Here is a 22,896-nt window from a genome sequence, read left to right as displayed (position 1 = left end):
ATGAGGCCATCCCTGGGCTTGCCTTCGCATCATAAACACTGTGCCGGCCCGGCGTCTCAAACGAACAAGAAGGGCAAAGACATGGCGACGTGCGGCGAAGTATTGGTCAAGTTACTCGAAGACTACGGGGTCGAGCAGGTGTTCGGCATTCCCGGGGTGCATACCGTGGAGCTGTATCGCGGGCTGGCCCGTTCGAGCATCAACCACGTCACTCCGCGTCACGAACAGGGCGCCGGTTTCATGGCCGACGGCTATGCACGCACCAGCGGCAAGCCAGGTGTGTGCTTCATCATCACCGGCCCGGGCATGACCAACATCACCACCGCGATGGGCCAGGCTTACGCCGATTCGATCCCGATGCTGGTGATCTCCAGCGTGCAGACCCGCAACCAGTTGGGCGGTGGTCGCGGCAAGCTGCATGAGCTGCCGAACCAGAGCGCGCTGGTCGGCGGCGTGGCGGCGTTCTCCCACACCCTGATGTCGGCGTCGGAATTGCCGGACGTGTTGGCCCGTGCGTTTGCGCTGTTCCAGGCCGGTCGTCCGCGCCCGGTGCACATCGAAATTCCGTTGGATGTGTTGGTGGAAGAGGCTGATGACTTGCTCGCCAGCGTTCCGGTCAATATCGACCGCGCCGGTGCCTCGCCGAGCGCCGTATCGCGCATGACCGAATTGCTGGCGGGTGCCAAACGCCCGCTGATCCTCGCGGGAGGCGGCGCCATCGAAGCCGCTGCCGAGCTGACGGAACTGGCTGAGTTGCTCGACGCGCCAGTCGCGCTGACTATCAATGCCAAGGGCATGCTCGAATCCAACCATCCGCTCCTGATCGGCTCGACCCAAAGCCTGGTCGCCACCCGCGCCCTGGTCGCCGAGGCCGACGTGGTCCTGGCCATCGGCACCGAACTGGCCGAAACCGATTACGACGTGACCTTCGCCGGCGGCTTCGAAATCCCCGGCAAATTGCTGCGCGTGGACATCGACCCGGACCAGACCGTGCGCAACTACCCGCCGTACGTGGCGCTGGTGTCCGACTCGCGCAACGCCGCGCAAGCCTTGCTCAGCGCGTTGTCCCACAAGTCGCTGGCCGAGCGCCGCAACGATTGGGGCCAGGTGCGTGCCGCGCGTTTGCGTGAAGAACTGGCCGCCACTTGGGATGCGCCAACCCTGGCCCAGACTCGCTTCCTTGAAACCGTCCTCCACGAATTGCCGGACGCGGTGTTCGTCGGCGATTCGACCCAACCGGTGTACACCGGCAACCTGACGTTCAACCCGGAGCGCCCGCGCCGCTGGTTCAACTCGTCCACCGGTTACGGCACCCTGGGTTATGCGTTGCCGGCAGCGATTGGCGCCTGGCTTGGCGGCAGCGTTGAAAGCGGTTCGCGTCCGCCGGTGGTGTGCCTGATCGGCGACGGCGGCCTGCAGTTCACCCTGCCGGAACTGGCCAGCGCCGTGGAAGCGCGCACGCCGGTGATCGTCCTGTTGTGGAATAACCAGGGCTACGAAGAAATCAAAAAGTACATGGTCAACCGTGCCATCGAGCCGGTGGGCGTGGACATCTATACCCCGGACTTTATCGGTGTCGCCAAGGCGCTGGGCTGTGCGGCTGAAGCGGTCAACGGTGTCGAGCAACTGCGCAGCGCCCTGCGCGCCGCCACTGATCGTCAGGGGCCGACCCTGATTGAAATCGATCAGACCCAGTGGATGAAGGCGGTGTCGAAATGAGTTTTCCAACGACGCTGGACGGTCTGTACATCGACGGCCAATGGTCGGCGGGCAGCGAACACCTGCGCGTGATCAACCCGGCCACCGAAGCCCTGTTGACCACCGTGAATGGCGGCGATGAGCAGTCCGTCGATCAAGCGGTCCGCGCCGCGACCAACGCCTTCAAGGACTGGTCGAAAACCACCGGCAGCGAGCGCGGAGCGATCCTGCGTCGCATCGCCGCCGGCGTGCAGGCTGGTCGCGAACAACTGATGCATTTGCAGTCGAGCAACAACGGCAAGCCGCTGTTCGAAGCGGCCATCGACGTCGACGACGTGATCGCCACGTTCGAGTACTACGCAGGTCTGGCCGAAGGGCTCGATGCCAAGCAGGACAGCACCGTTGAGCTGCCGAGCGACGACTTCAGCGCACGCCTGCGTCGTGAACCGTGTGGCGTGGTCGGGCTGATCGTGCCGTGGAATTTCCCGATGGTCACCACTGCGTGGAAGCTCGCCCCGGCCCTGGCCGCCGGGTGCTGCGTGGTGCTCAAACCGTCGGAAGTCACGCCGCTGCCGGAACTGGAACTGGCTGCGATTATCGCCGAAGCCGGTTTGCCCAACGGTGTGTTCAACCTGGTCTGCGGCACCGGTCTCGCGGTCGGCGCGCCGCTGTCGGCCGACCCGCGCATCGCCAAGATTTCCTTCACCGGCAGCAACGCAGTGGGCGTCCAAGTGATGCAACGCGCCGCTGAAACCGTGAAGGGCGTGAGCCTGGAACTGGGTGGCAAATCTTCGCTGCTGGTGTTGAAAGACGCCGACATCGAACTGGCCGTGGAAGTGGCCTGTGGCGGCGGTTTCTTCAACGCCGGGCAGATGTGCTCCGCCACCAGCCGCGTGCTGGTCGCCGATGAACTGGCCGATGAATTCCTGATCCGTTTGCAGGCCCGTGCCGAAGCGATTCGCGTCGCCGACCCGTTCGACCCGAACGTGGAAATGGGCGCGCTGGTCAATCAGGCGCAATACCAGCGTGTACTTGGCCATATCGATCGCGGTTTGAGCGCTGGCGCCAGACTGATTTGCGGTGGCAATCGCCCCGCTGACCTGCCGCGCGGTTATTTTTTGCAGCCGACGATTTTCACCGAAGTGCCCCTCGACAGTGCGCTGTGGTGTGAAGAGATTTTCGGCCCTGTGATTTGCGTACGCAGTTTCGCCTCTGAAGCCGAGGCGATTGCCCTGGCCAACGACAGCCAGTTTGGCTTGGTGGCCAGTGTGGTCAGCAGCGATGCGCAAGCCGCGGATCGGGTCGCCAACGCCTTGCAGGCGGGTCTTGTATGGATCAACGCACCGCAAGTGATCTTCCCGCAGACCGCTTGGGGTGGCTACAAACAGAGCAGCATCGGCCGCGAGTTGGGGCCGTGGGGTTTGCAGGCGTTCCAGGAAATCAAACACGTGATCCGGGCCATCTAAACGCTCGAAAAAGGTGTACGCATGCCTCGTTCTGAGGCATGCGCTGGCGTCATGGCTTCAATGAGTTTTTATCGATAGTCAGGTGTTTTGCACGACCTCAGGATGAACCCGTCGGCTCAGCGCAAGTCCTTTCAAACCGGGGGCTTCAAGCTGATCTGAGCGCGCGGATGCAACGATTGCGACCAACCTCATACTTAAAAAAACAAAGGGAGTCCTTCATGGGCCAGCATGATCTGAACAGGCGTCAATTCATCAAAACCGTGGGCGTAGCTTCGGTTGCAGCGGCGGCCATGAGCATGCCCTTCATCCGTGCCAATGCCAGCGATACCCGTTTCCAGGGCAAGACCCTGCGCCTGCTGACCTGGTCCGATGACACCGGGCTGGCGGCACTGCGCAACATCGCGGCGACTTTCGAAGCCAAGTATGGCTGCAAGGTCATCGCCGACCGCACCGGCAGCACCTCGGAAATGGTCGCCAAACTCAAGGCCGGCGGTGATCGTCCGCAGTACGACATCATCACCCTGGCCGGCGTCGGCGCCGAAGGCCTGGCCGCCGCTGATTTGCTGGAAAAACCAGACCTCAATCGCATTCCCAACCTGGTGGACGTGCCGGAGAAATACCGCACTGGCGCCAATGGTCATGGCATCGGTTACCTGCTGTGGTGCAACAGCCTGGTCTACAGCACCCGCACCCAGACCGAAGCGCCGACCAGTTACGCCGCGCTGTGGGATGCCGAGTTGGCGCCGAACATCTTCCTGCCGCCGCCGAACTGGACCGAAGCGATGGACCTGATCATCATCGCCGCCAAACTGGCCGGTGGTGACGAACACAACATCGAACCGGGCTTCAAGAAACTCGCTGAGTTGAAGGACCGCGTGGTGACCCTGGGTGAAAACCCGAACCAGATCGCCGAGCTGTTCCGCACCGGTTCCCTGGACATGGGCGGTCTGTATGCCCCGGCGTTTTTCCCGAAACAGATCCGCGATCCGAACTACGGCCTCGGCGCCACGTTCGGCATGAAAGAAGGTTTCTACACCGACCTGATGCTCTCGGTGATGCCAAAGAATCGCCCGGGCGATACCGACCTGGCCTACGCCTTTATCAACCACTCTCTGGACCCGTTGGTGCAGGGCAAGATGGCCGAAGACATCTACAACGGCCCGGTCAACGCCAAGGCAATCATCTCCGCCGAAGCGCGCAAGAGCCCGTACATCCTCACGCCAGAGCAGATTGCCGACAAGGCGATCATGCACGACAACGCCTTCCTGGCCACCGTGCATGACCAATGGATTCGTCGTTACACGGAAATCTTTTCTTCCTGATCGTAGGAGCTGCCGAAGGCTGCGATCTTTTGATCCTGCTCTTCGGCGGCTCTGAAAAGATCAAAAGATCGCAGCCTTCGGCAGCTCCTACAGGACCGGGTGCGCGGATATTTCTGATCTTCCATTGACGAGACCTTTGCTATGGAACACCAACCTCTGACTCACCCGGTCGCCGTCGCGCCAGCGCTTTCGCGCCGGGGTGTGTCGCCAACCACTCGCGCCTGGATCTTCCTGTCGCCGTCGATGCTGTTTCTCGGCGTGCTGATTGCCGCCAGCCTCTTGGTGCTGCGCATGAGCGTCGGCACCAAGGGCGCGGAATGGACCGGGTTCAGCTTGGCCAGCTACGCGCAGTTGCTGGAGCCGTACTACCTCAAATCCCTGATGCTGACCCTGCGCCTGGCCTTGTTCAGCGCGGTAATCGCGGTGCTGCTGGCGATCCCGGTGGCCTACACCATGTCGCGGCTGACTTCGCCGTTTCTGCGGCGGATCTTCCTCGCGGCGGTGTTGCTGCCGTTGCTGGTCAACCTGCTGCTGCAAAGCTACGGCTGGCTGGTGATTCTCGGCCCGGCGGGGATGCTTAACCAAGCACTGATGGGCCTCGGTTTGATCAAGCGCCCGATCATGCTGCTCTACAACCAGAACGGCGTGTTGATGGGCCTGGTGCAAACCGCCTTCCCGCTGGCCGTGCTGCCGATTGCCAGCGCCATGCGCGGAGTCGCTCGTACCTACGAAGAAGCCGCCGCCACTCTGGGCGCCAGTCGCTTCCAGGTGTTCCGCCAAGTGGTGTTGCCGATGAGTTTGCCGGGGATCATCACCGGCGCGACGCTGGTGTTCGCCTACAACGCCAGCAGCTTCGTCGTGCCGTTGCTGCTCGGTGGCCGTCGGGTGCCGATGTTGGCGGTGATGGTGCATGACCAGATCGCCCCACTGATGAACTGGCCCGCTGCGTCCGCTGCCGGCGTGGTGCTGATTGTCACCACCCTGGCGATCATGACCTTGTCCGAATACATCACCGGCCGTCGTCGGCGCATGCTGGAGGCTTCGCAATGAGCACCCTGACCAAGAAACGCTATGGGCTATTGCCGGGCGAAACCGGCAAGTTTGCCGGCATCCTGTCTGGCTTCATCCTGCTGCTGGCGGTGCTGCCGATCCTGACGATGATCGTGATGTCGTTCAGCGGCGCGTCGAACCTCGACTTCCCGCCCAGCAGCTACAGCCTGCAGTGGTATCGCGCGGCTTGGCACACCTTCGTTTCGCCAGACGCCAGCGATGTGCTGAGCCTGGGCAAAGCCATGACCACCAGCCTGATGGTGGCGTGCCTGACCATGGTCTTCGCCACGATCATCGCGGTGCCGGCTGCTTACGCGCTGACCCGTTGCGAGTTCCGTGGCAAAGCCGTGGCCCTGCAATTGATGTCGTTGCCGTTGGTGTTCCCGATGGTGGTGCTGGGCCTGGCGTTGCTGCTGGTGTTCGACAGCCTGCCGTTCCAGATCACCACCTCGCGGCTGGTGATCGCCCACGTGATCCTCGCGTTACCGTTCGTGGTGAAAAACTGCACCGCAGCGATGCTCTCCATTGGCAGCGAAGTCGAAGAGGCCGCGCAGATGCTCGGCGCGTCACCGACCCGGGCGATTATCGATGTGGTGGTGCCGCTGATGAAATCGGGGATTCTGGCGGGGATGCTGCTGGCGTTCATCGTCTCGTTCAACGAATTCACCGTGACCTATTTCCTCTACACCATCGATGTCATGACCGTGCCGATCTGGATGTACAGCCGCACCGTGTCCTCCCTCGACCCTACCGTTTTCTCGTTTGCCGTGCTGATCGTGCTGATCGACTTCGTCCTGATCTGGGCGTTGGAGAAGCTGGTCGGTGAAGGTGGCGTTTCGTTCTGATTCTTGAGGTGATTTATGTCTGGTCTGATTCTGGAAAACGTCGAGAAACACTACGGCTCGGCCTGCGCGGTAAAGGATGTCAACCTGCATTTGCCCGAGGGCAAACTGGTGTGTTTTCTCGGCCCGTCGGGCTGCGGCAAAACCACGTTGCTGCGGATGATCGCCGGGCTCGAAACCCTGAGCGGCGGCGAGATTCGCCTGGACGGCGAGGACATCGGCCATACCCCGGCGCACCTGCGTAACTTCGGCATGGTGTTTCAGTCGCTGGCACTGTTTCCGCACATGACGGTGGGGGAGAACATCGCTTACCCGTTGAAGCTGCGCGGCGTGAGCAAGGCCGATCAGCAGGCGCGGGTGGTGGAGTTACTGGAACTGATTCAGCTGAAGGAAATGATTGATCGTCCGGTAGCGAAACTCTCCGGTGGTCAACGCCAGCGCGTGGCGATTGCCCGGGCGATTGCGGCGCGGCCGAAAATCCTGCTGCTGGATGAACCGCTGTCGGCGCTGGATGCGAAGTTGCGCGAATCGATGCAAGTGGAAATCCGTCAACTGCAACAGCGGTTGAACATCACCACGATCCTGGTCACCCACGATCAGCGTGAAGCGATGACCATGGCCGATATCGTCGTCGTATTGGGCGAGCACAAGGTGCAGCAAGTGGGTACGCCGATTGAAATCTACCGGCACCCGGCGAATGAATTTGTCGCGGACTTTATCGGCTCGGGCAACATCTTTCCGGCGACCGCGCTGGGCAATGGCAAGGTTGGATTGCCGGGTGGTGATGCGCTGGAAGTGCCGATCTGCAGCAGCATTGTGGTGGGGGAGAAGATCAAGATGCTGATTCGCCCTGAGGACCTGCAACTGTCGCAGCCGCAGGCGACGGCGGGGAATCGGTTGTTGGGCAAGGTGACGTTTGTGCGGGACATCGGCGCGACGATTGAAACAACGGTCGAGTGTTCCGGGGTGTCGTTTACCGCGTTGAGCACGCCGTGTCAGGGGTTTGGGTTGAGCATTGGCAATCCGGTGTCGGTGACGTTGCCGGCAGAAGCTTGCCGTGTACTCAGCGCCTGATATCGGTTTCTGCCTTTCGATCCACCCCGTGAGGGGTGGCCTTCGAGACCAACCCAAAACCTCAAACCGTCAACCGCATCCGCGCCAAATCCCGCAATGGCGGCGCGCCGAACAATCGGCTGTACTCCCGGCTGAACTGCGACGGGCTTTCATAGCCCACCCGATACCCCGCCGCCGACGCTTCCAGCCCTTCGGCCAGCATCAAGCGCCGCGCTTCCTGCAAGCGCAGCTGCTTCTGATACTGCAACGGACTCATCGCCGTCATCGCCTTGAAGCGGTGATGCAGGGTCGACACGCTCAGGTTCACTTCCTTCGCCAGATCATCGATGCGCAACGGTTGTTCATAGTGGCTGTTGAGCCATTTGATCGCCTGGCTGATGCGATGGCTCTGGCTATTGGCGATGGCTATTTCATACAGGCGATGGCCCTGCTGGCTGCGCAACAGGCGATAGAGAATCTCCCGGCGAATCAGCGGCGCGAGCATCGCGATGTCTTTGGGCGTATCGATCAAACGCGTCAGGCGCAACACGGCATCGAGCATTGCCGCATCCAGCCGTTCGACATACAACCCGCGCCCGGTCGGCCGGGTCGGTACGCCCATGGGGCCGGCGTCGGCGATCAGCGCGGTGATTTCCGCCGGGTCAATGTCCAGTCGCACGGAGAGGATCGGCTCCTCGGAGGTGACGGTCACCACGCGCCCGCTCACGGGCATCGAGACCGAGACCACCAGGTAATTGAGCGGGTCGTAATTGAACACCTCATCGGCCAGCCGCACTTCCTTGCGTCCCTGGGCCATGATGCACAGCGCCGGTTGCGCCAGTACCGGGGCAAACTGATGGGTCTGGCTGTGACGCGACATGATCAACGAATCGACGGCAGTGGCGTAATTGCCATCTTCCGTGGTGTTGCGGCGGATGATCGCAGCCAGTTCCTCGCGCTGTTTCTCCATGTCGGCATCCAGCGGGGCTTCAAAGTGATCGAACGACGACATGCGGGACATCCTCGGTGAGGCGTTGTTGATGGGCAGAGCTTAAGTTTGTGCAAGCCAGAGCGGTAGACATATCCTGCCTGATGCTTGCCTGATTCTGCATTGGCTTGCTTCTCGGTATTGCTATACCGGCGCAGCAGCCCTGAAACTTGCTTGAAATCGCTGTGTCATCGGTGAGACATATGTAAATCGATGTTTCAGAGCTCTCCGGGCATCCTCGCAGGATTGTGCAACAAGCCGGCAGGAATCGACTAACGGCAATCCCCTCGCGCCGCCTAACCTTGGATCCTGTCGCAGCCCGTCCCTGGCTGCCACGCAACTCCCTGGGAGGGTTGAACATGTCTACGCAGATTCCCGTCAGCCATATGGCCTTCGTTCGTGCCCGCGCCGGGCGTTCGGCGGAACTCGGTGCACGCCTGAGCGCGTTGATCGAGCCGTCCCGTTCGGCCAGCGGTTGCCTGAGCTTTGCCCTGCAACACTCGCAATGCGATCCAGACCTGTGGCTGGTGTCCGGCTTCTGGACCCATCAACAGGCGATGACTGCTTACTTCAGCACCCCGGCCATGGACGTTTTTGCCGAGCTGGTGCAGGACCTGGTGGTCAACAGCCTGGATTTTCATACCTTCAAGGATGTTTCGGCGGCCCAGGCCCTCGGTCAGTCCACGGCGCAGGTACACAAACTGGTCGGTTGAGGGTTTAATGGCTCCATTCTCAATTAGCCAGGATGCGCGACATGGCACGCAAAGCCTTTGATCATTTCGAAGCTGTTTCCGCTGTAGTACCGGGCGAGGGTGGTTACCACGCCGCAATCGCCGTCAAAGCCATCGGTGGCACCGGTGCACCACGCTTTCATAAGGTGCTGGAAGGGCAGATCTTCAAGACGGCCAACGAAGCCGATCTGGCCGCCGCCAAAGAGCTGACCCGCCTCAAAGACGTTAAAGAAGACGCTGACCTGCTCTGGTAAGTTATTTTTTCGCCCCTGGGCGATACATCTTGAACAATGCCTCTGGCCCCAGCTGAAAGTAATCCGCCGGTCCGCCGCCGCGCAGAATCGGTTCTGCCGCGGCGGTGTCGTACACCCCGTCCTTCAACAGCCACTTGGCGATATGCACGGCGACCACTTCGCCGAGGATCAGCCAGCTCGGCACTACATCACCGTCCGCGCGCTGCAACTGAATGATCTGCGTGACCTTGCACTCGAAGGACACCGGGCTTTCGGCGACCCGTGGCACCTGAATGATTTTCGACGCGGCGGGCGTTAGCCCGGCCAGTTCGAATTCGTTGATGTCAGGCGCGACCATCGCGCTGCTCTGGTTCATCCGTTCAGCCAATGGCCGGGTCGCCAGGTTCCAGGCGAACTCGCCGGTTTGTTCGATGTTGTTCAGGCTGTCTTTGCGCCCGACGCTGGAAAAACCAATGATCGGCGGAATGTAGTTGAACGCGTTGAAGAAGCTGTAGGGCGCCAGGTTCAAGTGGCCGTTGGCGTCCTGCGAGGAAATCCAGCCAATGGGACGCGGGCCGACGATGGCGTTGAACGGGTCATGGGGCAGGCCGTGGCCGTTGGCGGGTTCGTAGTAGTGGATGTCGTCGGGCATGCTGGGGATTCCTGCGGGCGGTGTTCGGGATGAACGCCATAGTGCTGGGGCGAACGGTTTATTTCCAGTCTCCCAGAAACGACTAAGCCCGGCCGAAGCCGGGCTGTGATGCCGCGTTTGGGGGTTAGCTGATGGAAGCCGAACCGGTGCGATCGTAGCCGTCAGCAGCGAAAGTGGCGGAACCGGTTTTGTCGTAGCCATCAGCAGCAACGGTGGCCGAGCCAGTACGGTCGTAACCGTCAGCAGCAACAGCAGAGCCGGTGCGGTCATAACCATCGGCGGCGAAGGCGCCACCGGCCAATACGGAAAGGGTCAGGGCGAGGATCAGTCGGGTTTTCATGGCGGTTACTCCGGGTTCGTTGGCGTTGTGTGCCTTGGGTATGGAATTGATCTTACGCTCGATAAGTTGATTAAAAAGCGCAAATTAATGCTAGTAAGTATCGATTAAATTGATGTTAAGGCCGTGAGGCGTTCTCGCTTTCAAGGTTTGAGTGAGCACATCGCAATGAATCGATCAGACAGGGGCAGGATGCATTTCGGGCATTAACCGGTGATTAATCGATTCGGTGGCCTGGGTGACAGTTTTTTCATGCAGACCGTTGGCCAATAAAAAAGGGCAGACCCTGATCAGGTCTGCCCTTGGTTTGTGTGGCGTGTGGATTTAGTCGGTTTCGATCCGCGAATGCTTGCGGGTGTCTTTCATAGTCACGTACACCAGCAACGACACGGCGATGCATGCCGTGACATACCAGTAGTAACCGGTTTCCATGCCGATGCTTTTGAACCACAGCGCGATGTATTCCGCGGTGCCGCCGAAGATCGACACCGTCAGCGCATACGGCAAGCCAACGCCCAGGGCACGAATCTCGGTCGGGAACAGTTCGGCTTTGACCACCGCGTTGATCGAGGTGTAGCCGCTGACGATGATCAGCGCCGCCATGATCAGGAAGAACGCGCCCCACCAGGTCTGGATGGTGTGCAGGGTGGTCAGGATCGGTACGGTGAACAGCGTGCCGAGCACACCGAAGGCGATCAGGATCGGCCGACGACCGACCTTATCTGACAACCCGCCGATGATCGGTTGCAGGCACATGAACAGAAACAGCGTGGCCGCCGAGATGCTGGTGGAGTCGGTGATGCTCATGCCGACGGTGTTCACCAGGTATTTCTGCATGTAGGTGGTGTAGGTGTAGAACGCCAGGGTGCCGCCCATGGTCAGGCCGACCACGGTCATTAGTTCCTTCGGGTGGCGCATCAAGGTGCGCATGGCGCTTTCTTTCTTCTCTTTCTTGACCTTGTTGAACGACTCGGTCTCTTCCATGCCACGACGCAGGTAGAGCGCCACGACCGCACACAGCGCGCCGATGGCGAACGGGATGCGCCAGCCCCAGGCGTACAGCTGCTCGGTGGTCAGGGTCTGTTGCAGCACGATCAATACCGCCAGGGCGATGAGCTGGCCGGAAATCAGCGTCACGTACTGGAAGCTGGAATAGAAGCCGCGACGTTCCTTGGTCGCCATCTCGCTGAGGTACGTCGCCGAGGTGCCGTACTCGCCGCCGACCGACAGGCCCTGTAGCAAACGGGCGAAGATCAGCAGGATCGGCGCACCGATACCGATGGTTTCGTAATTGGGGCTCAGGGCGATCAGCAGCGAGCCGAAGCACATCAGGTACACCGAGGCCATCAACGCACGTTTACGACCGGCGCGGTCCGCGTAGAGGCCCATCAGCCAGCCACCGATCGGGCGCATCAGGAAGCCCACGGCGAAGATCGCAGCGGTGTTCATCAGTTGTGCGGTGGAGGAGCCGGCGGGGAAGAAGGACTTGGCGAAGTACAGGGAGAACGCGGCGTAGACGTACCAGTCGTACCACTCGACCATGTTGCCGACCGAGCCGCTGAAGATCGATTTGATCCGGCTGGCGGTGGTTCTTTCTTTGGCAGGCGCGACGGCCGACCCAAGAGGCAGGGCGTTGGAGTTATCCATTGAAGGATCCTTCGTTTAATTGTTTTTGTGGAGCGCGTGTAAACGCAGCCTGCAAGGGCTATAGCAGGAGGTGTGCCAAGGGGAGGAGGGCCGGTTTAGAGGGGGTGAGAGGTTTTGTTGAGCGGATAATCGCTCAAGGCGGGATGAGAGTGAGCGGATTTCCGCCGACCGATCGTTCCCACGCTCTGCGTGGGAATGCATCAAGGGACGCCCCGCGTCCCCTCGCGGTAGTGACGCGGAGCGTCACGGCTGCATTCCCACGCGGAGCGTGGGAACGATCAGTTAGAGGAACATCTCGCGGGTCAGTCCATGCCGTTGCAACTTTTCATTAAAGGTCCGGCGCGGCAGTTGCAGCTCTTCAAGCACCGCCTTCACATCGCCCTTGTGCCGGGTCAACGCCGCGCGCAAGCAATGGGCTTCAAACGCTTCCTGTTGCGCCGCCAATGATTGGCCAGGGTCGATGCCCACCGGCTCCGGCTCACCCAGCCCCAACACCTGACGCTCGGCCACGTTCGCCAGTTCCCGCACATTGCCCGGCCAGTCGTGGCTCAGCAGATGGCTCAATTGCGGGCCGCTCAAGGGCGGAAAGGTCCGCCCGAGACGCTCGGCCGCCTGCTGGGCAAAGGTTTCGAACAACAACGGAATGTCTTCCCGTCGCTCGCGCAACGGCGGCAGACGCAACTCGGCGACGTTCAGGCGATACGCCAAGTCCTCGCGAAACCTCCCGGCCCGGGCTTCGTCCAGCAGGTCGGGTTTGGTCGCGGCGATGATCCGCAAATCCACGCGAATGCTCTGGTTCGACCCCAGTCGCTCAAGCTTCTGCTCCTGCAACACCCGCAACAACTTGACCTGCTGCGCCAGCGGCATGCTTTCGATTTCATCAAGAAACAGCGTACCGCCGTCGGCGTATTCGAGTTTGCCGATACGCTTACCCGAGGCGCCGGTGAACGCGCCACTTTCATGACCGAACAACTCGGCCTCAAACAACTGCTCGGGAATCGCCGCGCAGTTCAGCGCCACGAACGGCTTGTCCGCGCGTGGACCGAAATCATGCAGACAGCGGGCGACCAACTCTTTGCCGCTGCCGGTTTCGCCCCGGATCAACACGTTGACTGGTAACGTCGCCAGGTCCAGCACTTGCCGACGCAAGGTCTGCAAGCCACGGGACACCCCCAGCAGTGTGGCGTCGAGTTTGGCGCGGTTGTCGGCCTGGACGTGCAAGGCACGGTTCTCCAAGACCAACCGACGCTTCTCTAAAGCGCGACGCAGACTGCCGAGCAGGGTTTCCGGACTGAAAGGTTTTTCGAGGAAGTCGTAGGCGCCATCGCGCATCGCTTCGACCGCCATCGGTACATCGCCGTGACCGGTCAGCAAAGTCACCGGCAAATCGGCATCCCGTCGTTGCACTTCGGCCAGCAGTTCCATGCCAGTCATGCCGGGCATGCGCACGTCGCTGAGGATCACTCCGGGGAAATGCGCCGGCAGTTGCGCCAGGCATTCATCGGCGCGGCTGAACAGCTGCACCTCGAACCCCGACAGGCTCAGCCATTGTTCGACGGCGCTGCGGATGCTGCTTTCGTCGTCGACCACCATCACCGAATTCAGCATGAGACAGGCTCCTCCAGATCGATCGGCAGCGTCATGGTGAACACGGCACCGTTGTCGTGGTTGTCGGCCGACAGGCGTCCGCCGGACTCATGAACGATGGCGAACGATACCGCCAGCCCCAGCCCTAAACCATCGCCTACCGGTTTGGTGGTGAAGAACGGATCGAAGACGTTCGGCAAGTGTTCTTCAGCAATGCCGCCACCGTTGTCGGCGACGGTCAGGCGCCACAGTTGCTCATCGGCTTCGAGGCGGATTTCCAAACGCTTGCAGGGTTTGTCCTGCACCGCGTCGAGGGCGTTGCGCAGCAGGTTGATCAGCACTTGTTCCAGACGAATTGCATCGCCACGCACCCACGCCGGACGCGTCAGGTGCAGCACGGTGCTGACGTTTTCGTCGCGCAGGCGTGCGTCGAGCAACTGCAAGGATTGATCGACCACTGCCGCCAGGTCCAGCCGTTCGCGCAGGCCGCTGGGGCTTTTACGGGCGAAGGTTTTCAGGTGACCGGTCAGCGCCGCCATGCGCGTCAGCATGTCATCCACCGGTTTCAGCGCCTTGTAGGCGTCGTCGACCCGGCCGTGATCGAGCAGCAGCCTCAAAGTAGCAAGTTGCATGCGCTGGGCGGTCAGCGGCTGATTGATTTCATGGGCCAGCGCTGCGGACATCTGCCCCAGCGCCGCAAGTTTGGCCGATTGCACCAAGCCATCCTGGGCGGTGCGCAGGTCGCGGGTGCGTTCTTCCACCAACTGTTCGAGCTCTTCGCGGCTGCGCTGACGCATTTTCGCCAGACGCCAGCGCTGGTTGAGGAACAGCAACAGAAACACCAGCGCCAGCCATGAGCCGGCAGCGGCGAGGCCGGCATTGCGGCTGTCTTCGAAGGCGATTTGCGGGCGACGCAACAGGTGCAAGGTCCAGCCTTCGGCCGGCAGCGGCAGGGATTCCCACAGGTAATTCGCCGTGCCGTCGGGGCCATCGACCCTGGCCAAATCGCTGTTGTCATCGAAACGTCGCACCGATTGATACTTCAGCGGTGTCAGCGGTTGCTTGTCGTATTGGCGGGTAACCTTGAGCTCGGCGTGATCGCTGTCGCTCAGCGGTTTCAACTGGCGATAGCGCCAGCCCGGTTGGTTGGCGATGAAGATGATCCCACGGGCATCGCTGACCAGCAGGGTGTCAGTGCCCTGGCTCCATTCGCGCTCAAGTTCGGGGAATTCGAGCTTGACCACCATCGCGCCGAGGAACTCGCCGTTGTCGCGGGTCACCGCGCTGGACAGGAAGTAACCGGGAATGCCGCTGGTGACACCCACGGCATAAAAGCGCCCGGTGCCTTGGGTGCGGGTCTGACTAAAGTAGGGACGAAAACCATAGTTGTGGCCAACGTAACTGCTGGGCAAGCGCCAGTTGCTGGCGGCCACGGCGAGGCCGGTGTGGTCGAGCAATTCCAGGGTCGAGGACTGCGCGGCACCGTTGATTTTTTCCAGTTTGCGGTTCAGCAAGTCCTGTTGTTCAGGGCTCACCGCGCCATCGAGGGCCGAGCGCAGTTCCGGGTCGAGAGCGAGCACGGCGGGCAGCGCGCGATAGCGGTCGATCAAGGTGTGCAGGGAATTGGCGTACAGCGCCAGTTGCTGGTTGGCGCGGGCGGCGTCGTCTTCCAGGGCCTGGCGTTCGGCGTGACGGATCGCCAGAGCGGCGGCCAGCACCGCCCCGGCAACGATCAGCAGGGTATAAAGCGTCAGGCGCAGGGTACGGGAAGTCGCAAGCATGGCGGCGAAAACAGTCAGCAATACGGGGGCGCACCATAGCATGTCCCGCCTTACTTCCACTTCGGAGCAGGAGGCTTTGACGTTAACGTTCAGCGCAGAGAGGGAAGTTTTAACCCTTGTCTTTTGGCTTTTACCGGATTTTTCAGAATCCATTGATTGTCGGTAGTGCCCATCTCTTTATAAAAGGCCATCCCCCTCTGGGCGCGACCGATCAAGTCCCGAGTTACCGCCGTTTGAATTCCCAAGTAGGCCCGATGAATAGGCTGCTTCAGGACATCTTCGGAATTGGCATTAATGTTGGGGAAGATTTCGGAGGGTGAAACAACATCCCTTCCCAAGGTTTCAAACGCCGCTTCAGCGGCGGCGTAGCGTTCATCCAACGCGGTGCTCCAGTTACTGAGCATGGTTTCTATCTTGTCGATCTTGACCGGGTCCAGTCGATTCTGGATGTCCTCCGCCTCCTGCACCCGGGAACCCATATTGAGGATTGCACTGACCCCGGGCACCACTGACCCGACCACTCGATTCAGAGCAAAGGACATGGTGTCGGTCACGCTCCAACTGAATGAACCGTCAGTGATGCCGGCCTGACGGTCAATTTCGCTGATGGTCATCGAGGATGTTTGCGGAATAAGGGGCCGGATCAATCGAGCCGTTGGCTCGAATAGCATGCCGGCGGTATCGCCTCCTGCGTTACCGCCGATCAACCCTGCCACAAAAGGCGCCGTTGTCTGTTGAGAAATACTCGCATAGTGAATGTCCTCCGGAAGAAGATTGCCGACATAGCCGGCTCCCAAGGCACCACCCTCGTAGCCGACCAGGCCAAGGATGCTTTCACCGATGACGTTGAGCAGCAACGCCTCTTCTATGGCCCCGTTTTTCCTGTTAACACCATGAATGACGTCGTCCACCTGTGCGAGCGTTGTTGCGGCATGGTCGGCGAGAACGGAAATAAATTTTGAATAGTTAAAGACGGAATACTGTTCTCTATTTTCACCGTTGCGGTCGACGTAGAGCAGTGGGTTATTCCCAACAAACGCAAACAAATTCAGCCCATCCACATCCCCTCCTGGATCGGCACTCACCCAGCGCTGCAACCACGGCGCGTAATAACGCGCGCCATAGTAATAAAGCCCGCTGACGTCCATTTCCTTGCCCGAATAACGGATGGTTTTGTAATCGGCCTGCACCTGTGAATCCGCCGCCCACCAGGCCGTACCGCCGAAGGGGTAATAGATTTCCTGGCTGATCAGCGCACCGTCCTTATCCAGCTCCAGGGCGCTGGAACCCAGATGATCGTCGAGGCTATAACGCAGTTGGTCCTGATCGATTGCGCCAGGCCGACCCTTGACCCAATGCAGGCACCGCACATTGCCCAGCGTGATGACGTGCAACTCTTCTGTGTCGTCCAAGGTGCGGATTTCCAACCCCGGCAGGTAGCGTACCTGCCGAACGTGGGACACCGATTGCGCCTGGGTCACCAGCCGTTTGCTCACGCGCTGGCCCTGGCTGTAGACGTAAGTTTCTTCATCGTCAGGCCCGCCGCTGCGTTCCACCAGTCGGGTCACAGTCAGTTGATCACGACGGTTCCAGGTTAGCGGTTGGCCTTTTTGCAGCAACAGTAAATTGCCGTGGGCGTCGAAGTGCTCATCGAATACCGGCACAGGCTCGCCTTCGGTCCAGCGCACGCCACGGTTGTTATGAGGATCAAGGTGCATCGTCTGCGTGTGATGATTACCCTCGCGCACATGGCGCAAGGTCTCCAGGTTGCCGCCCTCATCGTATTCGTAACGCTGGACGTAGTTGAAAAGGCGCCCGCTGTCGATGGGCACGATCGGTGTTGGCAAGCCTGGGCGCAGGTTTGGAATATCGGCCTCGAAACCTGTGGCACTGCTTAATTGGTACAAGGAGTCATAGGTGAACTCACGCTGGCCGTCGACGCGCTGATTGGCGAAGTACACCGGTGTGAAGGTGGGATCATTGATGCTCAGCACATTGCCGACCCGGTCGTACTCGTAGGTGAGTTTTTGCAACGATGACCCGTTGGGCGGGTTGGCTTGCAGCCCCGTCAGCCAACCGTTGGCCGGGTCATATTCACGAAGGCTGACCACGCCATTGCCTGCGTGCTGTTCAATAAGTTGGCCGGCGGCGTTGTACTGCGCATCGATCTGGATGTCCTGAGCCGCGCTGGCAGGGACGAGCCGCAACAGCACTTGCTTGAGCTGCCCTGCGATGTCGTAGCCAAACAGTTGCTCATGATCTCGCGCATCGGTCTGGGTCAGCACGGCACCCAATGCACTGAACCCACGGCGGCTCTGATAAGACGTGTTATCTGCAAATGTTCGGGTCTCGCTCAATGCCTGGCCGTCCAAGTTGTAGCTGTCGACTGTCAGGCTGCCCGACGGGTCGACCTGTTCGATCATCTGACCGCGCAAGTTGTACCCTGCGTCGGCCGAGGCGTCGGCGTAGGTGAAGCGCTCGATGTTTGGCTGGGTATTTTCCTCGACGGCGATGACGCGCAGTTGTTCGTCATAGGTGATTCGCCAGTGGCCGCCCATTGGGTCCCAGCGTTGCAACCCTTCACCGGCCATCCCGGCCAGGCTCAGGCGCCAGCCGGCATCGACGCTGTCCACATTGACGGGCTCGCCCGACAGACGATAAATCGTCGCCAGGTTGGGTTTTGGCGCGCGATCGAACAGCCTGGGGTCCCATTGCTCCACTAGCCTGCCCGCAGTGTCGTAGAGCTGCCGGGTGATTAGCGTTTGCGCAGTAGCACCAGCCACTTTACGCAGGTAAGCGACCTGGCGAACGGGCAGGCCGCGACTGTCATTGACCGCCAGTGAAGGCGTACGCCAGTGCACCGTGCGGGTCATGACTCAAGCTCCCTGGGTGTTTCGGTCTCTGGCGGTTCGTAGGTGTCGTTGAAGTCGTGACTGGCGCGATACCAGGGGTGCAGGGTGTCGAACGACTCATAGCCCTTGGCGCTGATCACTTTGACCGGGCGACCCAGCGCGTCGTAGAACTGTCGATCGTGATAGCCGAACAGGCGAAAGGACTGGTCGCGAATGTAGCCATGGGTATTGCAGAAGTAGGGGCGAAATACTCGCGTCACCGCGCCCTTGTTGTTGTATTCGACGCGTTCGCTGATACGCCAGCGCGGGTCGGCGGGCTTCTCCAGCGGTTTGCCGTCTACCAGCTCCAGTTCGAGGTTTGCATCGACGCTGTAGGCCAGACCGGGCTCGACCTTTTGCTGGGTTTGCAACGCGCGGCCGAAACCATCCACGCAGGCCTTGATGATCTGGATCTGTTGCAACGGATCATCGTGATAGCGGTCGGCAGTGAGGACCACGCTGTGCACCGGTTCACGGGGCGTCGTCGCGATCAGTTCCTTGAGCGCCTGTTCGGCTGCTGTCCGTGACTTGAGCCTGGTCAGGCGCGTACGGGCGCTGGCGCGAATGTGCAGGCTCGGCAGGAGGTAACCATCGGCGATCCAACCCGTCAGCCAGGCGGACGTTTGTCGGGTGGTTTCGGGGAGCTGGCCCATCCAGCTGAACAAGTCCTTGCGCAGGACGCTGGCGGTTTTTTGCAGTGCCGCCGAGGGATTATCGATTGCCGGGTCGGGGAGCAGATTATCGGGACGATCGTATTCCTCCAAAGGCCTGAACCCGGCTCGTTGGCCATTTTCTGTGCCGTAGAAACTGATGGCGAGCGGTTGGCCGGAAGGTTCGTAAATCGCCTCTTCTATGTTTTCGTTGGCATCGATGAGGCGCAGCGGTTGCAGTGCGTGATAGTCATACTCGGCCCGAGTGGTACAGCCATCGGGCAGGATCACGGCAGTAATTGCAAGGTTGTACGCGTCATGGTTGGCCTGAGTGACGCCGTGGCTTTGAGTCTCGTGGTAGTTGCGCACCTTGTAGAAGCCGGCAGGGTCGCCGTACTCGGCAAAACCGTACAGAGCCGACCAGAGGTTTTTCTTCAGGTCTTCGCCTGGGTCCGGCTCAAGAAACCGCGGCATGGGCGCATAGCCGATTTTCTCGAGCTCTGCGCGAATATCGAATGGCGCTGGCAGCACGTTGTAGGCGTTGAGCGCGGTTTCATCCAGTTGCGCGATTTCCTGGGGCGCGGCCAGTGCCTCGAAGTCGGCGGTGCCATCGGGTAGCACCGTGCGACCGACGGTTTTGAGGTAACGCTGCACCGCTTGCATCGTCAATTCCCGCCCTCCGTTCCATTCAGCGCTGTTGCGATGTTCGAGCATCAACTCATAGGTGATTTTTTCAGGCGTGAGCCCCGTGGGTAACGAACCTTTGGGCAACTTCAACGCGTTGCCGCGTTGCCGATAAGGCAGTCCCAGTCGCCAGCCCTGTGGTTCCGTGAGGTGAATGAACTCGGCGCGGGCTTCGCTCAGGTAGTAAGACTGCTGGGCCGGGTCATGAGCATCACGCCACCAGTCTTGCTCATCCACCTCATCGAACGGCGGAGCGTCGAGTGCGGTTTTGCGCCGGGCATAGTGAACAGTGAGCGAGTGGATCGGCAGACCAAACGCATCCAGAGCCAAGGTGATGTCGTGCTGGCACAGCGGGTCATCGATGAAGCGTTCGTACTGATAGTTGATCTTTTCCAACAGCGAAGGCAGCAGCATCGCGTAGGGCGAGTGCTCGTCGATGGCCCGCAGTTCTCGGACTTTGTAGCGGTACTCTTGCACCTGATAAGGCCGATTGTCGGTCAGCGCATAGGTTTCCGTCCGAAGCACGGAACCGGCCAGGGCCCGGGCGATTTCATGGACGGTATCGTCGTCGGGGGGCGTGACAGGTTCATCGAGTGCATCGCTGGCGTGGTAGCGGCAAAACACCGTATCGCCCAGCGGCCGGGCTTCGGGATCACGATTGAAATAACCCTCGCGCGGCATGTCCACTCGCCGTCCGGTATGGAACCAGGTGCAGACCAGTGCAGGTTCCGTAAAGCCGCTATCGTCCCCCTCCTGGCCGGTTTCGCTATCGGTCTGGCAGAGCAGGCCAAAGCCGCGGAACTCGCGCTCGACGCCGTCGTAGTTGCCTTGGGCATAACTCAACGACTGCAGCAGGCGATTGCCGGTGATTTCATCCTGCTGGGATTGTTCCTTGACCACTTGCACCGGAAACGGCAAGTACGTCACGGGGAACATTTTGCGCTTGAGCAACTGATGCTTTTCATCCAGCCACTCCTGTGCGGAACTGCGATACATCACTTGGGTGCTGCAGCCCATGTTGTTGTTGTCAGAGGTCAGTTGGTAGGGCCGGTTGCCGACAAAATCATAACGCCAGTGCCGCGGAGTCATGTGCGGCACGCTCAAGATCAGGCTGCTGCAACCCAGGCCTTGCAGGTCGGCGAGGGTGACCTGGCACAGGTTGTCGTAGCGCACACCTTCGGGCCATGCCACTTGCAGCGGCGTTTGTTCGAGGCCATTGCCGCCACGGTTGAAGTAGATGTCGAAACCCTTGGCGTTCAGGTAAATCAGCGCCGGTGCCCCGGAGCCGTCCAGATCGGCGATGCGCACGCGCCCGGCATCAAACTCGGCGTAGGTGAAGGGCAGGGCGCTCATCACAAAACCCTGGCCGAAGCGCCCGTGACCGAGGTTCGGCCAGCATTTGATTTCATTGTGGCGAATGCGGCACAGCTCGCTCATGTCGCTGCCCAGCATATTGCCCAGAAACACCAATTCGCTGGGCGAGCTGCTGAACAGCGGCAAGCGGTCGTCGTCAGGTGTGTGGGGCACGTCCTCGCCCTTGGCAAACCCGTCTTCGCGGCGGTTGGCGTACAGGCGCACGCTCTTGGGGCCGATCAGTGCCAGGGAACTGAGGCCGTCGCCGGTCAAGTCGCCCAGTTGCGCAAAAGTGTGGAAGTACTCCACCGGGAATGCGCTGAAAGGGATAAACCCGGACCAACAGCGATCCGCGTTCAACGTATGAAAACCGCTCATGCCCGGTTGGGCGATGACCCAGTCCAGGCGCCCGTCACCGGTCAGGTCGGTCAGGGACTGTTGCACCGGCTTATTGCGATCGGCGCGCGGTATGTGGCTCAGTTCTGTCCACGGGCCATAGGCGATGTCATCGCCACCGGACTCGGCGCGCAACGGCTCGCGGTAATACCAGCCCTGGTCGTAGCGACAGAGAAAACCCGGCAGGCTTTCGCCAAACAAATCGACGCATTGATAGCGTTGCCCATCCTCAAGGCCGGGCATGCGTTCGAACGGGAAGAAAACGGCCGGTTGCGTATTGAGTTCGAACGCCGAATAGTCGAACTCCACGGGTGGCATGTTTTCCACTGCGCCGCTGGCGTCGTAGGCCTGGTAGTGTGCGGCGAACAATTGGTTGTAGAGCAGCGAAGTGGGGCGGTACTCCAGCAACAGCCGTCGAACCAGCGCTGGTTTCGGACCCAGCTCTTCGGGGAAGTGATGGAACATCAAGACCTGATGACACAGCCGCCGGGTGCCCACTTCGAACCCATCACCGTAGTGATGAAGCGGATCGCTGCGAACCTTCCACTCACCCAAACCTTCGCCCGGTGCGTCGAACGGTTCGCCATAGATCGGCTTCTGTTCCCGATCCAGGGTGCGTTCACCGTAGTCGAACAGCAGATGGAAGTGCCACAAAGGCGACGGCAGTTTGAGCACATTCCAGCCATACAAATGGCTGCTCGCTTCAACGTTGCCGTAAAGCACGCGGCGCAGGTAGCGCTGGGCCCGATAGTCGTGGGGCTGGCCGGGCGCTTGCGCTGAATCCTCCGCTTTGTACTCGTAGCCAATGTGCTCGCCGTGGGCGTTCAGGCTTTCCTGCAGCAGCCAGGAGGCCACGCGTTGCGAGTCTTGCGGGTCGGCCACACGTGCGGCGTCGGCTTTACCAAACAGGTGCAGGCTGCCGTCGGCACCGTGTACCAGCCAGAATCCTTGAGGGTTGACGTCAGAGCGCCAGAATTCGATCAGCGAGAAGGCTGTTTCGACGCGCGGGTAATAATGCACCACGGTGTGCGGGCCAATGGGCAAGCCACGGTATTGGATTTCGATCCTGGACTTGATCGCCCCCTGCGCATCACGCTCAGCCAGCCACTGCTGGCCATCGTGACCGATCATCACATCGTCATCGAGGTAGCGCGGCACGCCCTTGCTGGTCTGGCGGGAGATGGCGCTGTTGTTCACCCCCCAGCCGATACCGAAGGGACCGTTACCGGTGTGGCTGTCATAGCGCAGCATCAGGCCAGGGTCGAAGCCGCGCCCGGCCGAAAGAGGCAGGGGCAGCTCGAACGAAGCACTGCCGGTAAAGCCGACCGGCCCCCAGCTTTTACCCACGGTGGCAATCGAGGCACTCCGGGAAATGGAGGGCGTGGTGATGTTCAGCGACGCTTGATCTTCCATTTTTGCTGATCCTGTCTCGAGCCTGCTCCGTGTCGGGCAACAGGTGTCGTGGTGGATCAACGCTATCAAGACGGCGGCTGCGCGTAACCTGTCAGATCTGACAGGTGGAGGCGAGTTTTCTA

The 22,896-nt window shown here is 60.6% G+C and carries 16 protein-coding genes; 8 read left to right on the top strand and 8 right to left on the bottom strand.

Annotated elements, in window-relative coordinates; genetic code table 11:
- The first annotated feature begins 81 nt into the window (after positions 1 to 81).
- The 6 genes from ACA071_RS24770 to ACA071_RS24745 all read left to right on the top strand — a co-directional run bounded on the left by ACA071_RS24770 (position 82) and on the right by ACA071_RS24745 (position 7,452).
- Complete coding sequence (locus ACA071_RS24770; protein WP_497641525.1) at positions 82 to 1,719, top strand: 5-guanidino-2-oxopentanoate decarboxylase; 1,638 nt, start codon at positions 82 to 84, stop codon at positions 1,717 to 1,719.
- Positions 1,716 to 3,164 (top strand): aldehyde dehydrogenase family protein, encoded by a 1,449-nt coding sequence (locus ACA071_RS24765; protein ID WP_497641524.1) that lies wholly within the window; start codon positions 1,716 to 1,718, stop codon positions 3,162 to 3,164. The genes ACA071_RS24770 and ACA071_RS24765 overlap by 4 nt, the downstream gene beginning before the upstream one ends.
- 218 nt (positions 3,165 to 3,382) lie before the next feature.
- Positions 3,383 to 4,486 carry an ABC transporter substrate-binding protein gene (locus ACA071_RS24760; protein ID WP_475267659.1) on the top strand — a complete coding sequence of 368 codons (1,104 nt, stop codon included), beginning with the start codon at positions 3,383 to 3,385 and terminating at the stop codon, positions 4,484 to 4,486.
- Between the two features lie 141 nt (positions 4,487 to 4,627).
- Positions 4,628 to 5,536 carry an ABC transporter permease gene (locus ACA071_RS24755; protein ID WP_497641523.1) on the top strand — a complete coding sequence of 303 codons (909 nt, stop codon included), beginning with the start codon at positions 4,628 to 4,630 and terminating at the stop codon, positions 5,534 to 5,536.
- On the top strand, positions 5,533 to 6,381 hold the full coding sequence (locus ACA071_RS24750) for an ABC transporter permease (protein ID WP_123514997.1): 849 nt from the start codon (positions 5,533 to 5,535) through the stop codon (positions 6,379 to 6,381). Before ACA071_RS24755 ends, ACA071_RS24750 begins: the two co-directional genes overlap by 4 nt.
- 15 nt (positions 6,382 to 6,396) lie before the next feature.
- Positions 6,397 to 7,452: an ABC transporter ATP-binding protein gene (locus ACA071_RS24745; protein WP_497641522.1), complete on the top strand. Its 1,056-nt coding sequence runs from the start codon at positions 6,397 to 6,399 to the stop codon at positions 7,450 to 7,452.
- Positions 7,453 to 7,513: 61 nt separating this feature from the next.
- Here ACA071_RS24745 and ACA071_RS24740 read toward each other — a convergent pair whose 3' ends face one another.
- The gene (locus tag ACA071_RS24740; RefSeq protein WP_497641521.1) at positions 7,514 to 8,443 is read right to left on the bottom strand and encodes an AraC family transcriptional regulator; all 930 of its coding nucleotides are present in this window, start codon (positions 8,441 to 8,443) and stop codon (positions 7,514 to 7,516) included.
- Positions 8,444 to 8,778: 335 nt separating this feature from the next.
- Here ACA071_RS24740 and ACA071_RS24735 point away from each other — a divergent pair, with 335 nt between their 5' ends.
- Both ACA071_RS24735 and ACA071_RS24730 read left to right on the top strand, forming a co-directional pair.
- Positions 8,779 to 9,132 carry a putative quinol monooxygenase gene (locus ACA071_RS24735; RefSeq protein ID WP_497641520.1) on the top strand — a complete coding sequence of 118 codons (354 nt, stop codon included), beginning with the start codon at positions 8,779 to 8,781 and terminating at the stop codon, positions 9,130 to 9,132.
- Positions 9,133 to 9,173: 41 nt separating this feature from the next.
- Complete coding sequence (locus ACA071_RS24730; protein ID WP_083375873.1) at positions 9,174 to 9,404, top strand: hypothetical protein; 231 nt, start codon at positions 9,174 to 9,176, stop codon at positions 9,402 to 9,404.
- Between the two features lies 1 nt (position 9,405).
- Here the strand turns inward: ACA071_RS24730 and ACA071_RS24725 are convergent, their stop codons facing one another.
- The 7 genes from ACA071_RS24725 to ACA071_RS24695 form a co-directional block, all read right to left on the bottom strand.
- Positions 9,406 to 10,035 carry a flavin reductase family protein gene (locus ACA071_RS24725; protein WP_497641519.1) on the bottom strand — a complete coding sequence of 210 codons (630 nt, stop codon included), beginning with the start codon at positions 10,033 to 10,035 and terminating at the stop codon, positions 9,406 to 9,408.
- A 124-nt stretch (positions 10,036 to 10,159) separates the two neighbouring features.
- Positions 10,160 to 10,375, bottom strand: coding sequence for a hypothetical protein (locus ACA071_RS24720; RefSeq protein WP_497641518.1), 216 nt, complete (start codon positions 10,373 to 10,375; stop codon positions 10,160 to 10,162).
- A gap of 321 nt (positions 10,376 to 10,696) precedes the next feature.
- A complete protein-coding gene (locus ACA071_RS24715) occupies positions 10,697 to 12,019 on the bottom strand; it encodes an MFS transporter (RefSeq protein WP_497641517.1) in 1,323 nt (440 codons plus the stop codon).
- A gap of 282 nt (positions 12,020 to 12,301) precedes the next feature.
- On the bottom strand, positions 12,302 to 13,627 hold the full coding sequence (locus tag ACA071_RS24710; RefSeq protein ID WP_497641516.1) for a sigma-54-dependent transcriptional regulator: 1,326 nt from the start codon (positions 13,625 to 13,627) through the stop codon (positions 12,302 to 12,304).
- A complete protein-coding gene (locus tag ACA071_RS24705; RefSeq protein WP_497641515.1) occupies positions 13,621 to 15,387 on the bottom strand; it encodes a sensor histidine kinase in 1,767 nt (588 codons plus the stop codon). The genes ACA071_RS24710 and ACA071_RS24705 overlap by 7 nt, the downstream gene beginning before the upstream one ends.
- 89 nt (positions 15,388 to 15,476) lie before the next feature.
- Positions 15,477 to 18,260, bottom strand: coding sequence for an RHS repeat-associated core domain-containing protein (locus tag ACA071_RS24700; RefSeq protein WP_497641514.1), 2,784 nt, complete (start codon positions 18,258 to 18,260; stop codon positions 15,477 to 15,479).
- On the bottom strand, positions 18,257 to 22,774 hold the full coding sequence (locus ACA071_RS24695; protein ID WP_497641513.1) for a SpvB/TcaC N-terminal domain-containing protein: 4,518 nt from the start codon (positions 22,772 to 22,774) through the stop codon (positions 18,257 to 18,259). The genes ACA071_RS24700 and ACA071_RS24695 overlap by 4 nt, the downstream gene beginning before the upstream one ends.
- Between the last annotated feature and the right edge of the window lie 122 nt (positions 22,775 to 22,896).

The organism is Pseudomonas sp. LBUM1646 (assembly GCF_059716165.1).
The sequence above is the reverse complement of the archived record's forward strand: the minus strand, read 5'-3'. Positions and strand labels throughout refer to the sequence as shown.